This is a genomic window from Tumebacillus lipolyticus, from assembly GCF_042682745.1.
Taxonomy (GTDB): domain Bacteria; phylum Bacillota; class Bacilli; order Tumebacillales; family Tumebacillaceae; genus Tumebacillus_A; species Tumebacillus_A lipolyticus.
In genome coordinates this window covers 420,006-435,302 of sequence record NZ_JBHUIO010000011.1, presented here as the reverse complement: position 1 = coordinate 435,302, position 15,297 = coordinate 420,006, and the positions used below count along the sequence as shown (strand labels likewise).

Annotated in this window: 14 protein-coding genes and 1 other RNA gene; 14 read left to right on the top strand and 1 reads right to left on the bottom strand. The window is 57.3% G+C overall.

Annotated elements, in window-relative coordinates:
• Positions 1–12: 12 nt before the first annotated feature.
• Positions 13–843 (bottom strand): late competence protein ComER, encoded by an 831-nt coding sequence (comER, locus tag ACFSOY_RS18370; protein WP_386049161.1) that lies wholly within the window; start codon positions 841–843, stop codon positions 13–15.
• 130 nt (positions 844–973) lie between these two features.
• On the opposite strand from comER, the gene ACFSOY_RS18365 reads away from it, so the two are divergent.
• The 14 genes from ACFSOY_RS18365 (at position 974) to ACFSOY_RS18300 (ending at position 15,266) form a co-directional block, all read left to right on the top strand.
• A complete protein-coding gene (locus tag ACFSOY_RS18365; RefSeq protein ID WP_386049159.1) occupies positions 974–1,165 on the top strand; it encodes a YetF domain-containing protein in 192 nt (63 codons plus the stop codon).
• 142 nt (positions 1,166–1,307) lie between these two features.
• Positions 1,308–2,654, top strand: a complete 1,347-nt coding sequence (gene rpoN, locus ACFSOY_RS18360; RefSeq protein WP_386049157.1) for an RNA polymerase factor sigma-54 — start codon at positions 1,308–1,310, stop codon at positions 2,652–2,654.
• 130 nt (positions 2,655–2,784) lie between these two features.
• Positions 2,785–3,834, top strand: a complete 1,050-nt coding sequence (locus ACFSOY_RS18355) for a sugar-binding transcriptional regulator (RefSeq protein WP_386049155.1) — start codon at positions 2,785–2,787, stop codon at positions 3,832–3,834.
• Between the two features lie 14 nt (positions 3,835–3,848).
• A complete protein-coding gene (gene gap, locus ACFSOY_RS18350; RefSeq protein WP_386049153.1) occupies positions 3,849–4,859 on the top strand; it encodes a type I glyceraldehyde-3-phosphate dehydrogenase in 1,011 nt (336 codons plus the stop codon).
• Between the two features lie 170 nt (positions 4,860–5,029).
• Entirely contained in the window at positions 5,030–6,220 is a 1,191-nt protein-coding gene (locus tag ACFSOY_RS18345; protein WP_386049151.1) for a phosphoglycerate kinase, read from the top strand.
• A 13-nt stretch (positions 6,221–6,233) separates the two neighbouring features.
• A complete protein-coding gene (gene tpiA / locus ACFSOY_RS18340) occupies positions 6,234–6,992 on the top strand; it encodes a triose-phosphate isomerase (protein WP_386049149.1) in 759 nt (252 codons plus the stop codon).
• A 15-nt stretch (positions 6,993–7,007) separates the two neighbouring features.
• Complete coding sequence (gene gpmI / locus ACFSOY_RS18335; protein ID WP_386049147.1) at positions 7,008–8,546, top strand: 2,3-bisphosphoglycerate-independent phosphoglycerate mutase; 1,539 nt, start codon at positions 7,008–7,010, stop codon at positions 8,544–8,546.
• Between the two features lie 28 nt (positions 8,547–8,574).
• Positions 8,575–9,861 carry a phosphopyruvate hydratase gene (eno, locus tag ACFSOY_RS18330; protein WP_386049145.1) on the top strand — a complete coding sequence of 429 codons (1,287 nt, stop codon included), beginning with the start codon at positions 8,575–8,577 and terminating at the stop codon, positions 9,859–9,861.
• Positions 9,862–9,953: 92 nt separating this feature from the next.
• Complete coding sequence (secG, locus tag ACFSOY_RS18325) at positions 9,954–10,190, top strand: preprotein translocase subunit SecG (protein WP_386049142.1); 237 nt, start codon at positions 9,954–9,956, stop codon at positions 10,188–10,190.
• An 83-nt stretch (positions 10,191–10,273) separates the two neighbouring features.
• A complete protein-coding gene (locus ACFSOY_RS18320) occupies positions 10,274–10,996 on the top strand; it encodes an alpha/beta hydrolase (RefSeq protein ID WP_386049140.1) in 723 nt (240 codons plus the stop codon).
• 73 nt (positions 10,997–11,069) lie between these two features.
• Positions 11,070–13,418, top strand: coding sequence for a ribonuclease R (gene rnr / locus ACFSOY_RS18315; RefSeq protein WP_386049139.1), 2,349 nt, complete (start codon positions 11,070–11,072; stop codon positions 13,416–13,418).
• An 83-nt stretch (positions 13,419–13,501) separates the two neighbouring features.
• Positions 13,502–13,966 carry an SsrA-binding protein SmpB gene (gene smpB / locus ACFSOY_RS18310; protein ID WP_386049137.1) on the top strand — a complete coding sequence of 155 codons (465 nt, stop codon included), beginning with the start codon at positions 13,502–13,504 and terminating at the stop codon, positions 13,964–13,966.
• A 72-nt stretch (positions 13,967–14,038) separates the two neighbouring features.
• Positions 14,039–14,406: a transfer-messenger RNA gene (ssrA, locus tag ACFSOY_RS18305) on the top strand.
• Between the two features lie 257 nt (positions 14,407–14,663).
• Complete coding sequence (locus tag ACFSOY_RS18300; RefSeq protein ID WP_386049136.1) at positions 14,664–15,266, top strand: hypothetical protein; 603 nt, start codon at positions 14,664–14,666, stop codon at positions 15,264–15,266.
• The last annotated feature ends 31 nt before the right edge of the window (positions 15,267–15,297 follow it).

Sequence of the window (15,297 nt, the reverse complement as noted above, 5' to 3'; positions counted from 1 at the left end):
GACCCCGCTTTTTTATCGTTCGCAATCCTGTGGACGCTCGGTGGGCGGCACCCCGTGATGCTTCGCTTTGGAGCGGGTGGTCACCAGCAGCTGATCGAACACCCCGTGCAGCGAAGGGTGCAGCACCTTGATCCCTTCGGCTGTGATTCCCCCAGGCACCGCCACGCGGCGGATGATGTCCTCAAACTCAAACCCTTCCTCCGTCAGCAACTTCCCCGTACCTCGCGCCATCTCTTTGACCAACTCATCGGCCAGATCGCGGGAGATCCCCCCTTGGCGCACCGCCGCCATCGCAAACTCGCGCAACATCACCGCCAGAAAGGCAGGCCCGCAGGAGGAGAGGTCGGAGCAGACGCGCAGGTCCCCCTCTTCGACGATGATCGGCTTGGAGATCCGCTCCAGCCAGCTATCGACAAAGCGGCGCTCCTCGTGTGACATGCGGCTGCCGTGCATCACCAAGCTGACGCCGGAGAGCGCGACCTGCGTGAGCGAGGGGATCACCTTTGACACGCGACAGGGCAGGAGCGCCTCCATCTCGTCGAGCATCACCGCGCTGTTGATCGAAATAAAATAATGCTGTTCCTGCAAGTAGGGCAGCACTTGCTGTATGACACCCATCGCATCGTTTGGCTTCACGCACAAGAAGACGATCGAAGAGCGGGAAACGGTCTCTTCGGGGGTTGCGGCCGTCTCCACCTGCGGATAGCGAGCGGTGAGGTGGGCCAATTTTTCAGGACTTCGGTTGCAGGCGACGATCTGCAGATCCGAAGAGGGCGTTGATTGGAGAAACGAGCGGATCAACATGCTTCCCATACTTCCTGTACCGATAAATCCAATCCGCAAGGCGGTCTCCTCCTTCAAAATGTCTATACTTGAGCATATTCGAACCCATCATCGGCTGATTCCGATGAATTTTTTCGCAGGTTCGTGGCAAGCTAGAAAAAAGTACCGAACAGCGAAAGGATGATGAGCGATGGAGGAAGAACTCGCAAAGCCCATGCATCTCGTCCGGCACGGAAAACTGGTGTATGAGAACTTGATGCGGCTCGGCAAGTCTGAACCGTGGGTGCGCGAAATGCTCTCCCAATTGCAAATCTATGATGTCAGGGATGTCCGATATGCATTGCTCGACCCGATCGGGCGCGTCCATGTGCTCTACGATTGACAGATCTGGCCGTCGGGTGCGGCTGTCAGGTATGGCTATCAAGTATGAGTGACGGGCGCAGAATGACAAAATCGAGGAATCGCTTTTCCTTTTCTGTTTTGCTACACTGGTAAACAGGAAAACAGCGAAGGGGGCGAGAGAGATGCAGATGGGATTTGGCCTGTGGCAGGAGCAGACGCAGAAGTTGGTCATGACACCTGAACTTCGCCAAGCGATCACCGTCTTGCAGTTCTCATCGCTGGAATTGCTCGACTATCTGGAAAGCGAAACGCAGCAGAATCCGGTGTTGGAGGTGGAGCCCACCTTCGATTGGGCCGAGCTTGCCAAGGAGCTGCGGAACAAGGAGCTCCCGCACGCCTCGTCAGGGTATGCAGGAACTGCGACCGATGAGACGCAGGAAGGGATTCGCCAAGGGGTGACCCTCCACGAGCATCTGGAAAAGCAGTTTCGGCTGTTGCCGCTGCATCAGGAGGTGCTGCGCATCGGCCGCTATCTGATCGGCAACCTCGACAGCAACGGCTACCTCACCCTGTCGCTCGAAGAGTGTGCACAGGCGCTCTCCGTGAGTGCGGAGCGCGTGCTGCAGGCGCTTCAGCACGTGCAGAGCTTGGAGCCGACCGGCGTCGGCGCGCGCAACCTTGCAGAATGCCTCCGCCTGCAGCTGGCGGAGAAGCGCGAGGTGCCCCAAGCGATCTACCTGCTGATCGATCACTATCTCGAAGATGTCGCCCAGGGCAAGATCACGCGGGTGGCCACTCGGCTCGGCGTTTCGCCATCAGATGTGCAGCGAATGGTCGATCTGCTGAAAACGCTCGACCCGAAGCCAGGCCGCATGCACTCGATCGAAACGCCCGCTTACATCATCCCCGATGTGACGGTGGAGCGAGTCGGTCGCGACTATGTGGTCATCGTGAACGAAAGGTCGATGCCGAGGCTTACGATCAACGAGTTCTATCGCAACCTGCTGCTTGCCAAAGGCGATTTGCACAAGGAGACGAAAGACTATATCGCAAGCAAGCTGAGCGGTGCGCTCTGGCTGCTCAAATCGATCGAGCAGCGCCGGCAGACGATCTTCAATGTCACGACGGCGATCGTCGAACTGCAGCGCTCCTTTTTCGAGGAGGGGGTGCGCAGGTTGAAACCGATGACGCTCCGCCATGTGGCAGAAAAGGTCGGGTTGCACGAATCGACCGTCTCCCGCGCCACCACGGGCAAATATGCGCAGACCCCGCGCGGCGTGTTTGAACTGAAATATTTTTTCGGATCGGGCGTGCAGACATCGTCTGGGGAAAGCGCTTCGGCGGAGAGCATCAAGTCGGAGATCAAACGGCTGGTGCAGGAAGAGAATCAGCAGAAGCCGCTCAGCGACCAGAAGCTGGCCGAACTGTTGCAGGAAAAAGGGATCGAGATCGCCAGACGAACGGTCGCCAAATATCGGGAGGAAGAGCACATCCCGTCCTCGTCACAGCGAAAGCGGTATGCAGAGTAGTTGCGAAATGACCAGTCTTTGGATAAAATAAAAGTGAGCAGACTTCGCGTCTGCATTTTTTTCCAAGCTTGTGGGACGTAAAAAGTATACACGGGACATTTTTTGTCCCTTAAAGGAAGATGCAGGAAGGATGAACGCAGTGCCAAACCATCTGCTGGAACTGCAGCAACAGCTGGTCCCCGATCTGATCGAAACGATGAAAAAGCGCTATCGCATCCTCTATCATCTCTCGCTGACCCAGCCGATCGGACGAAGGGCGTTGGCGCAGCAGTTGCAGACGACAGAGCGCATTCTCCGCGCCGAGGTCGATCTGCTGAAAGACGGCGGACTGATCGTCGCCGAGACGGTGGGGATGCACCTGACCGAACGCGGCTTCAACCTGCTTGCACAGCTGGCAGACGTGATCCGCGAGGCGGAAGGGTTGGCGGAGAAGGAGCGCCGCCTGGCTGAACGGCTGGGGCTGAAGGAAGTGCGGATCGTCGCCGGCGATGCGGATGCAGACCCGTTCGTCAAAAAGGCGATCGGACATGCGGCGGCAGACTGGCTGACGCGAACGCTTCAGCCGGGCGACATCTTGGCGGTGACCGGCGGGACGACGATCGCGACCGTCGCCGACTCGATCGCGCGCACCAAGCTCAGCGTCGAAGTGCTTCCCGCTCGCGGCGGGGTAGGCGAGCACATGGAGTTTCAGGCGAACGCGATCGCCGCGAGAATCGCCGGTCAGCTCGGCGGCACCTATCGCCTGTTGCATGCGCCCGACGTGTTGAGCGATGAAGCGCTGCAATCGCTGACATACGATCCGCCGATTCAGGATACGCTTTCCCGACTGCGCTCCGCTCGGATTGTCCTTCATGGCATCGGGCAAGCTATCCCCATGGCCAAGCGCAGGCGGCTTACGGCGAAGAGCATCGAGCAGATCGAATCGCACGGGGGGATCGCCGAAGCGTTCGGCTACTATTTTGACGAGCTCGGAAACATCATCTATGCGATGAACACGGTCGGATTGCGCCTGAGCGATCTGAAGCGAATCGAGCGAGTGGTTGCGGTCGCAGGCGGAAGCAGCAAAGCGAAGGCGATCTCCGCTGTCGCTTACGGGTGTCCTCTGCAGGTGTTGATCACCGACGAGGCGGTGGCAGATGCGATCTTACAGATAGAAGAACAAGAAGCAAGGGAACGATAAGGAGGAGAATGATCATGGCGATCAAAGTGGGAATCAACGGGTTTGGACGAATTGGACGAAACGTGTTTCGGGCAGCGTTTGCCCGCGAGGATATCGAGATTGTGGCGGTCAACGATCTGACCGATGCGAGCACGCTGGCGATGCTGCTCAAATACGATTCTGTACACGGTCAATTTTCTGCAGACGTGCGCGCGGAGAACAACCTGCTGCTCGTAGATGGCAAGGAGGTGCACGTCCTCGCCGAGCGAGATCCGGCCAAGCTGCCGTGGCGCGAGCTCGGCGTCGAGGTCGTCATCGAGTCGACCGGGCGGTTTACCGATGCGAATGCGGCGGTGGCGCACATCGAAGGCGGCGGAGCGAAAAAGGTGATCATCTCCGCGCCTGCTAAAAATGAGGACATCACGATCGTCATGGGCGTCAACGAGGAGCGGTACGAGCCGAGCGCTCACCACGTGATCTCCAACGCGTCGTGCACGACCAACTGCTTGGCGCCGTTCGCCAAAGTGCTGAGCGACAACCTCGGCATCAAACACGGCCTGATGACCACCGTGCACTCCTATACGAACGACCAGAACATTCTCGATCTGCCGCACAAAGATATGCGGCGCGCACGCGCAGCTGCGATGTCGATCATTCCGACCACCACCGGCGCTGCCAAAGCGGTCGCGCTGGTGCTGCCAGAGCTGAAAGGCAAGCTGAACGGCTTTGCGATGCGCGTGCCGACGCCAAACGTCTCGGTCGTCGACCTGAACATCGAGGTGGAGAAGCCGACCACCGTCGAAGAGGTCAACGCGATGCTCAAAGCGGCGGCAGAAGGTGAGCTGAAGGGCATTCTCGGCTACTCCGAACTTCCGCTCGTCTCGATCGATTACAACGGCAGCCCTTACTCGTCGACGATCGACGCGCTGTCGACGATGGTGATCGACGGCACGATGGTCAAGGTGGTCTCCTGGTATGACAACGAGTGGGGCTACTCCTGCCGCGTGATCGACCTGATCGCCTTCATGGCGAAGCAAGGTCTCTAGCAGAGAATTGGTATAACATATTTCGGGAAACTTTCGGAAAAAAGTATGACAGATTGAAGAAATGTTATTTCCACTCAGCAGGAACTTTTGGTAAAATCAATAGGGAAAAGACACATGAGGAGGCTGCGCTTGACACACCTCCTCATTTCCTATGATCGGAGGAACTCCTGATGAATAAAAAGACCGTTCGCGATCTTGATGTAAAAGGGAAAAAAGTATTTGTCCGCTGTGACTTTAACGTACCGCTCGACGGTGAGCAGATCACCGATGATACCCGCATCGTGGCAGCGCTGCCGACGGTGCGCTACCTGATCGAAGCGGGCGCTCGCGTCATCCTCGCCTCGCACCTCGGCCGACCGAAAGGGGAGGTCAACCCAAAATACTCCTTGAACCCTGTCGCCAAGCGCTTGTCCGAGCTGCTCGGCAAGCAGGTAGAGAAGACGCAAGACTCGATCGGGCCGGAAGTTCAGGAGCGCGTCAACCTGCTGGCTGACGGAGATGTCCTGCTGCTGGAAAACGTTCGCTTCCACAAAGGGGAAGAGAAGAACGACCCGGAGCTTGCCAAACAGTTTGCCGCCTTGGCAGATCTCTATGTAAACGATGCGTTTGGCACCGCGCACCGCGCCCATGCGTCCACGGCGGGCATCGCCGACCATCTCCCGGCTGTCGCGGGCTTCCTGATGGAGAAGGAGATCAACTTCATGGGCAAGGCGCTGGAAGATCCGAACCGCCCGTTCACGGCGATCATCGGCGGCGCCAAAGTGTCGGACAAGATCACCGTGCTGGAAAATCTGCTCCACAAGGTCGATCAGATGATCATCGGCGGCGGGATGGCGAACACCTTCTTGAAGGCGCTCGGCTATCAGCTGGGCGACTCGCTGCTGGAAGCTGACAGAGTGGAGCTCGCAGCCGCCCTGCTCGCCAAAGCGGAGTCGCTCGGCGTGATGGTGTTCCTGCCGGAAGACCTGGTCGTCGCATCCGAATTTAAAGCGGATGCGGAGCATAAAGTGGTCGATGCTGAAACGGAAGGCGTTCCGAGCGGCTGGATGGCGCTCGACATCGGACCGAAGACGATGCGCACGTTCGAACTGGTCGTCCAGCGCTCCAACACGATCGTCTGGAACGGCCCGATGGGCGTCTTCGAAATGGACGCGTTTTCCAAAGGGACGATCTCGGTGGCCAACTCGGTCGCCAAGTGCACGGGCACGACGATCGTCGGCGGTGGTGACTCGGTCGCAGCGGTCGAGAAGTCTGGTGTGGCAGATCGGATGTCCCACATCTCGACTGGCGGCGGCGCATCGCTCGAATTTCTCGAAGGCAAGGCGCTCCCGGGCGTCGTAGCGCTTTTGGACAACAAATAAGGGGGGAAGCGCGATGCGCAAGCCAATTCTCGCTGGCAACTGGAAAATGTTTAAGACGGTGACCCAAGCGCAGTCTTTCGTCGAGCACCTGCAAGAGCTGAACGAGGTGCCCGCCGAGGTCGAAGCGGTGATCTGCGCGCCGTTCACCTCGCTCCTCGCGCTGCACCTCGCGCTGAAGGACAGCCCGATTCGACTGGCCGCGCAAAATGTGCACCAGGCGGAAGAGGGTGCCTTCACCGGCGAAGTGTCCGCCCTGATGCTCAAAGATGTCGGTTGCTCCTATGTGATCATCGGCCATTCGGAGCGCAGACAGTATTTTGGCGAGACGGACGAGAGCGTCAACCAAAAGGTGCAGGCCGCGCTTGCGCACGGTCTGTTGCCGATCATCTGCGTCGGAGAAGATCTCGATCAGCGCAACCAGGGAATCACGAAACAACTGGTAGAATCGCAGGTGCGCGCCGCGCTCGCCGGGGTAAAGCCTGATGATGTGAGCCGCCTGGTCATCGCCTATGAGCCGATCTGGGCGATCGGAACTGGTCAGACGGCGACCGCACAGGATGCGAACGAAGTGTGTGCGCACATCCGCCAGGTGGTCGGCGATCTGTGCGGAGCGGAGCAGGCGAAGCGAGTGCGCATCCAATACGGAGGTTCGGTCAAGCCGGAGAACATCGAGGAGCTGATGGCCCAGCCGGACATCGACGGTGCGCTGGTCGGCGGAGCGAGCTTAAATCCGGGCTCGTTTGCCAGCCTGCTGCGCGGGGCAGCGAAGTAAGAGGGGGGAAGCGAGATGGCATCAAAGGCACCTGTCGCCCTGATCATCCTCGACGGTTTCGGCTGGCGAAAAGAGACGAAGGGCAATGCGGTTCATCTGGCGAAAAAGCCTGTGTTTGACCGCTGTTGGAGCACCTATCCGCACACGACGCTCACCGCGTCGGGCGAAGCGGTCGGCCTGCCGGAAGGGCAGATGGGCAATTCGGAGGTCGGGCACTTAAACATCGGAGCCGGACGGGTCGTCTATCAGGATCTGACCCGCGTTTCCAAGTCGATTCGCGAAGGCGAATTCAAAAGCAACCCAGCTTTTCTCAACGCGATCGCGCACTGCAAAGAGCAGGGCACATCGCTTCATCTGTACGGGCTGGTCTCCGATGGCGGCGTACATAGTCACATCTCCCACCTGATGGAGTTGCTCGACCTCTGCAAAGAGCAGGGGCTCGGGCGCGACCAAGTGTTCGTCCACGCTTTCCTCGACGGCCGCGATGTGATCCCGGGCTCGGCCCGGCAGTACATCGCCGACCTGCAGAAGAAGATGAAGGAAAACGGGGTCGGTCATATCGCGACGGTGCAAGGCCGCTATTATGCGATGGATCGCGACAAGCGCTGGGAGCGCACCGAAAAGGCCTATCGGGCGATGGTCTACGGGGAGGGCCCAAGCTCCCCCGACCCGCTGCAAGCGCTCGAAGATTCGTATCGCGCTTCGGTGACAGACGAGTTCGTCCTGCCGACGGTGATCACCAAGCCGGACGGCTCGCCGGTCGGGCTGATCCAAGATCGTGATGCGATCATCATGTTCAACTTCCGTCCCGACCGGGCGATCCAGATCTCGCAAGTGTTTACCAACAAGGATTTTCGCGGGTTTGACCGCGGGGAGAAATGCCCGCAAGACCTCTATTACGTCACGCTGACCAAGTTTTCGGAGACGGTCGGCGGCTTCGTCGCCTACAGGCAGACCGATCTTGACAACACGCTGGGCGAAGTGCTCACCCAGAACGGGATGAAGCAGCTGCGCATCGCCGAGACGGAGAAGTTCCCGCATGTCACCAGCTTTTTCTCCGGCGGGCGCGAGGATCAGTTCGAAGGGGAGGAGCGCGTGCTGATCCCCTCGCCGAAAGTGGCGACCTATGATCTGCAGCCGGAGATGAGCGCCTATCAGGTGGCAGACGCTTGCGTCCAGAAGATTGACGAAGGATTCGACTTCATCTGCTTGAACTTTGCCAACGCGGACATGGTCGGGCACACCGGCTCCTTGGAGGCGGCGATCAAAGCGGTGGAGACGGTCGATGAATGCCTCGGCAAAGTGATGGAGAAAGTGTTGGCTGCAGGCGGCGTCTGCCTGATCACCGCCGACCACGGCAATGCGGACATGATGGTGCTCCCGAGCGGTGAAGCGTGCACGACGCACACCACCGAGCCGGTGCCCTTCATCGTCACCCGCGAAGGGGTGAAGCTGCGCGAAGGCGGCATCCTGGCCGACATCGCGCCGACCGTGTTAAAGCTGTTGCGATTGGAACAACCTGAAGAGATGACGGGCAAGAGCCTCATCCTCTAATCTGACTTCATAAAAAGGAGTGTTTTCTGTGAGCATTATCTATGATGTGCGCGCCCGTGAGGTGCTCGATTCCCGTGGCAATCCGACCGTCGAGGTCGAAGTAGAAACCGAATCTGGTGTCATCGGACGCGCGATCGTTCCCTCCGGCGCATCGACTGGCGCCCATGAGGCGGTCGAGCTGCGCGATGGCGACAAGTCTCGCTACCTCGGCAAAGGCGTGCTGCAGGCGGTGGAAAACGTCAACGAAGAGATCGGGCCAGAGCTGATCGGCCAAGATGTGTACGATCAAGTGGGCATCGACAACCTGATGATCGAGCTGGATGGCACGCCGAACAAATCGAAATTTGGTGCCAACGCGATCCTCGGCATTTCGATGGCTGTTGCACACGCGGCAGCAAGCGAGCTCGGCCTGCCGCTGTACACCTACCTCGGCGGCTTTAACGCGAAAACCCTCCCGGTGCCGATGATGAACATCCTAAACGGCGGCCAGCATGCGGACAACACGGTCGACTTCCAAGAGTTTATGGTCATGCCGGTCGGAGCGGAAACGTTCCGCGAAGGGCTGCGCATGGGCGCAGAAGTGTTCCACTCCCTGAAGAACGTGCTGAAGGAGCAAGGCCTGAACACGGCGGTCGGCGATGAGGGCGGCTTTGCGCCGAACCTGAAGACGAACGAAGAGGCGATCACCCTGATCATGGCGGCGATCGAAAAAGCGGGCTACAAGCCGGGCGAAGACATCATGCTCGCGCTCGACGTAGCGGCGACCGAGATGTTCAAAGATGGCAACTACCACCTCGAAGGGGAAGGCATCGTCAAAACGTCTGCCGAGATGGTGGAGATGTACGCAGAGCTGGTGGAAAAATATCCGATCATCTCGATCGAAGACGGTCTTTCCGAAGACGACTGGGAAGGCTGGAAACTGCTCACCGACCGCATCGGTGCGAACGTGCAGCTGGTCGGCGACGACCTGTTCGTCACCAACACGGAGCGCCTGGCAGACGGCATCGAGAAGGGCGTGGGCAACTCGATTCTGGTCAAAGTCAACCAGATCGGCACGCTGACCGAGACGTTTGACGCGATCGAGATGGCGAAGCGCGCAGGCTACACCGCTGTGATCTCGCACCGCTCCGGCGAGACGGAAGATGTGACCATCGCCGACATCGCGGTGGCGACCAACGCAGGACAGATCAAGACGGGCGCACCGTCGCGCACCGATCGCGTGGCCAAGTACAACCAACTGCTCCGCATCGAAGATATGCTCGATTACACCGCTCAATACGGCGGTATCGGCGCTTTTTATAACATCAAGCGCTAAACCGTCATTTCTTGTCATAGAGTAGCGATCGTGCTATTATAGAGGATGTAACTGTGTGTGGTGACTGGTACCACACCCTGGAGGTGAGTTGGATGTTGACATTTGCAAAGATTCTGCTTGTAATCGTTTCGATCGGTTTGATTTTAGTCGTTCTTCTGCAATCGGGTAAGAGCGCAGGTCTATCCGGCGCGATTACTGGCGGTGCTGAACAGCTCATCGGCCGCAAAGCGCGCGGTTTCGATGCAGTTTTGGCTAAAATTACGGCAGGTCTGGCAATTGCGTTCATTGCCCTCACCTTGTGGGTGGCTTGGATGGTTGCAAACGTGTAACATCGACTGGCACATCGAGTACCGTTCTCTCGCTTGGAGGGCGGTACTTTTTTCATAAACAGGGGTGGGGAGGCGACGAATGGATGGGAGTTTGTCTGCTGATACACGGATTTACAGGCACTCCGTTTGAAGTGGAACCGCTGGCGAAAGAGCTGATTCATCGCGGCCATCAGGTCATCATGCCGACTTTGGCAGGCCATGGGAACTCGCGGCATGAGATGGGCCGCGTGACTTGGCGGGACTGGATCCGCAGCGCGGAGGGCACGTTGCGCGATCTGCTGAAGCAGCATCCTGAGGAGAAGATCCATCTGGTCGGTTTTTCGATGGGGGGGCTGATCGCAGCCTACCTGTCGATCGAACATCGCGAGCGGATCGCGTCGCTGACGATGCTGGCCGCCCCGGTCTTCACGATCAATCCGAAACAGCTGTTTCGCACGATCGCAGAAGCGATCCAAAAGTCGATGCGGGCTCGCGATCGCCATGAGGATGTGACCCGCTACATCGCCAAGGTGAAGGGAACTCCACTGCGCTCGCTCGTCCATTTCCGCCGCCTGATCCAAGAGGTCAAACCGAAGCTCGAACAGCTTGAAGTGCCGCTGTTTGTCATTCAAGGTGAGCTCGATGATCTGGTCGAGCCGAGGAGCGCAGCACACATTTTTGATTCGGCAGCCTCCCCGCACAAAGACCTGCACTTCTTTTCCCAATCGGGGCACATGATCTGTCACGATTGTGAGGCGGAGGTCGTCTGCAGGCGGGTGGCAGATTTTATCGAGCGCAACAGCGGGGAGTCGGAGGGGAAGGTCTAAAACGCCCTTCTTGGTTTAGCCCTGCGACAGTCTGCGCATACTTTAGGAAAGAAGAAGGGGGGCACCGAGATCTGTGCTAACCGAAGAACGATTGTTAGAACTGATGCGAGGGCTTGAATACAAGCCGATGACGATCGCCGAGTTGGAAGACCATTTTGACATCGAAGAGACGAACGGCTTGGAAGAGCTGGTTCAGATTCTGCGGGTGATGGAAGATACCGGCCAGATCGTCCGCACGCGGAGCGATGCCTACGGCGTTCCGGAGAAGATGAATCTGGTCGTCGGGAAACTGCAAGGCAAGTCGAAAGGATTTGGCTTTGTCATTCCGGAAGACCCGGTGAAATGGACAAAGGATGTCTATGTCGCAGCGGGCGATATGAACGGAGCGATGCATGGCGACCGCGTCATCGCCCGAATCAACAAGAAGGCGAACGGCCCACGTCAAGAGGGGGAGATCATCCGCATCCTGACGCGGGCGACGAAGACGGTCGTCGGAACGATCGTGACGATGACCGGCCGCTATGCGTTCGTCACGCCTGATGACAAGCGGCTCGGCCAGGACATCTTCTTAGCGGAAGAGGATTATGGCGGCGCGAAAGAGGGGCAGAAGGTGGTCATTGAGATCACCGCCTATCCGGAGGGCTGGCGCAATCCGCAAGGCCGCGTCTTAGAGGTGCTCGGCAACCCGGACGATCCGGGTGTGGACATTCTTTCGGTCATCCGCAAATTCGGATTGCCTGAAGAGTTTCCCGAAGAGGTGTTGCTCGCGGCAAACGATGTGCCCGACCTGATCGGTGAGAGCGATCTGCAAGGCCGCAAAGACCTGCGCGACTGGGTCTGTGTCACCATCGATGGTGAAGATGCGAAAGACCTCGACGATGCGGTCAACGCGGAGCGGTTGGAAAATGGCAACTACCTGTTGGGCGTACATATTGCGGACGTGTCCTACTATGTGCGCGAAGGGGAGCCGCTGGACAAGGAAGCGTATGCGCGCGGCACGTCTGTCTACCTGGTCGATCGCGTGATCCCGATGATCCCGCACCGCCTGTCAAACGGCATCTGCTCGTTGAACCCGCAGGTGGACCGTCTGACGTTGACCTGTGAGATGGAGTTCTCCCCGAGCATGGAGCTGGTGCGCCATGATATCTATCCGTCTGTGATCAAGACGAAGGAGCGCATGACCTACACCAACGTGCGGAAGATCCTGACCGAGCCGAACGAGCATCCTGAGCTGATGGAGCGCTACGCCGCTCTGGTGCCGATGTTCCAGACGATGGAGGAGCTGGCGATGAAGCTTCGCGCGCGGCGGATGAACCGCGGTGCGATCGACTTCGATTTTGAAGAGACGAAGATCATCATCGGTGAGGACGGCAAGGTGGCAGACATCAAGAAGCGGGAGCGGACGATCGCTGAGATGATCATCGAAGAGTGCATGCTCGCCGCCAACGAGACTGTCTCCGAGCATTTTTATTGGATGGGCATCCCGTTCCTCTATCGGATCCATGAAGAGCCAGATGCGGAGCGCTTGCAGAACTTTAACGAGTTTATCCACAACTTCGGCTACCACATCAAAGGGGCGGGCGGTAACAACAAGATTCACCCGCACGCTTTGCAAGAGCTGTTGGAAAAGGTCAAAGGGTCGCAGGAAGAGCGGATCATCAACACGGTGATGCTGCGCTCGATGAAGCAGGCGCGCTACTCGCCGGAACCGCTCGGGCACTTCGGGCTGGCAGCCAAATACTACAGCCACTTCACCTCGCCGATCCGCCGCTATCCAGACTTGCAAATTCACCGGATCATCCGCGACGTGTTCAACAACGGTGGGAAGCTGAGCGAAGAGCGCATCGAACAGCTCAAGGCGATGATGGACGAAGTGGGCAAGCACACCTCGGAGCGCGAGCGCGTGGCAGTCGAGGCGGAGCGCGAGACGGACGATGTGAAAAAGGTCGAATACATGCTGGATAAGGTGGGCGAAGTGTTCGACGGGATCGTCAGCGGCGTGACGTCGTTCGGCATGTTCGTCGAGTTGGAAAACTCGATCGAAGGGATGATTCACATCTCCTACATGGTCGACGACTACTACAACTTTAACGAGAAGCAATACTGTCTGATCGGCGAGCGCACGGGTCGCATCTACCGCATCGGCGATTCGGTTCGCGTCAAGGTGATGGGGGCGAACAAGACGGATCGCACGATCGACTTCCAACTGCTCAAAGATGTCAAGACCAACGAGCAGCGCCGAGAGTCGTTTGCCAGCAAGAAGACGAAGCAGATCAAAGGCAAGAAGGCGACAGAGAAAGCGAACGGAGCGAAAAAACCTCCGGCGAAAAAGAAGACGGGGCGCACCACGTCTGAGCTTGCGGAGCTCAAGCAAGCGGTGAAAAAAGCGCGTCGCAAAAACAAGAGCAGAAAAGCCCGCTGACCATCGATGCAGCGGGTTTTCCCCTTGACTGCCGTTTTCTCATGTGCTAAATTGTATGGAACATAAGGAGGAGGTGGCGCGCCATGTCAGCCGAGTCGAAAGTGCTCGCTCAGAACAAGAAAGCATCTCATGACTATTTCATCGAAGAGACGATCGAAGCGGGTATCGTGCTGACCGGAACGGAGATCAAGTCGATCCGTCAGGGCCGAGCCAACCTCAAGGACAGCTTTGCCCGCATCGCCAACGGGGAAGCGACCCTTATGAACATGCACATCTCGCCGTTCGAGCAGGGGAATCGTCACAACGTAGACCCGACGCGCACGCGGAGGTTGCTGTTGCACAAGCATCAGATCAACAAGCTGTTCGGCCAGACGAGGGAGCAGGGCTACGCGCTCGTCCCGCTCAAGCTGTACATCCGCAACGGCTATTGCAAAGTGTTGATTGGGCTTGCGAAGGGCAAGAAGAACTACGACAAGCGCCGCGACATCGCCAACCGCGATGCGAAGCGCGAGATGGAGCGCGCGCTCAGAGAACGGCAGAAGTTCTAAGAAGTACCTTCGCGAAGGCGGAGGCAGCTGTGGTATACTAGGTGAGCAACACCTGTGCCACCCTTTCTACATGGGGGCGTTTTTGGATTCGACGGGGATTGTTCGAGCATGATGTTGCGGGTCGTGGGGCTGCGAGGCCACGTAAAAAACGCGGAAAGCGATAAACGCTAAGAAACCTAGCTTTAACAACAACTTCGCGTTCGCAGCTTAGTCTGTGAATCCGTTCTTTGCGCTTACTCCTGCGTAGCTCTTAGAACGTCACTTTAGCGGGATAGTCGAAGGACTTGCTCGTGGTCCTCCGGCGAAACGTAAGCGAGCTAGCCTGCTGGCAGCGTGTCGCTCCGCGTCCAGACGGTGAACTACAAATGAGACGACTACACTCGTAGAAGCTCATGCAGCGAGGTCTTCGGACAGGGGTTCGATTCCCCTCGCCTCCACCACTGATACCCCTAACCGTGAGGTCGATGATGTAATGATCGTCGTCCTCGCCCGACGGGGTGATAACCACTTTATCAACAAACTCTAAAGGACTTGTCTTTTCTCGGTATCGTCATCCGAGAAGAGCGTGTCCTTTTTTTGTTGCAAGATCGGCGGGGTCTGCTCGTCTTGGTCGCTCCACACACTTGGGCTAACCAAAATATAGGACATCCTCCTATTCAAAGCGAAATCATATTAATAATCAGGAGGTGGATGTGCTGTGTTTAATTTTGAGAAAATTGAGAGAGACATCGGACGCTATATGGATCATGAAAGTATGACGTACATAGATGCTCTTGCTGAAGCCATTCGCATTCAAATAAATCAGTTGGAAATCATTCTAGGAGTCGAAGGCATTAGCGACGAGAAAGTAGAGGAGGAAATACAAACAGGTTACGGGAAACTTCTCAAAGAGCTGGAAAGACGGGGTATCCAATATGACGGGCGTCATACCCTACGACGAAAGGAAGACGATCCTTTTGAAGTAGCGAAGAGCCTTGAAATTGGAGACTCAGCTGTACAAGGGACTATTTCGAGCATTTTCCAAAGGGATTGGTATACATTTACACCCGTGAGAAGTGGGAAGGTAAAGTTTGAGCTAAAAAATCTATCTCTTGAGCAATTTGTGATGATTTTTCTTAATGCTTCAGACGGATGCACCAATTTGAATCTTGGAGCAAATCAATATCCTCCGAAAGACAAGATTGAGTTCTCTCACAATCTCACGGAGGGGAACACATATTTCCTACAAATACTTCCTATGAGCTTTGGAGGTCTTCGCCCTATTAGATATTCTCTGGTGGTTTCGTACGAATGCGATTAAAGGAAAATTAACTTCGCATGCAGAAGGGTAT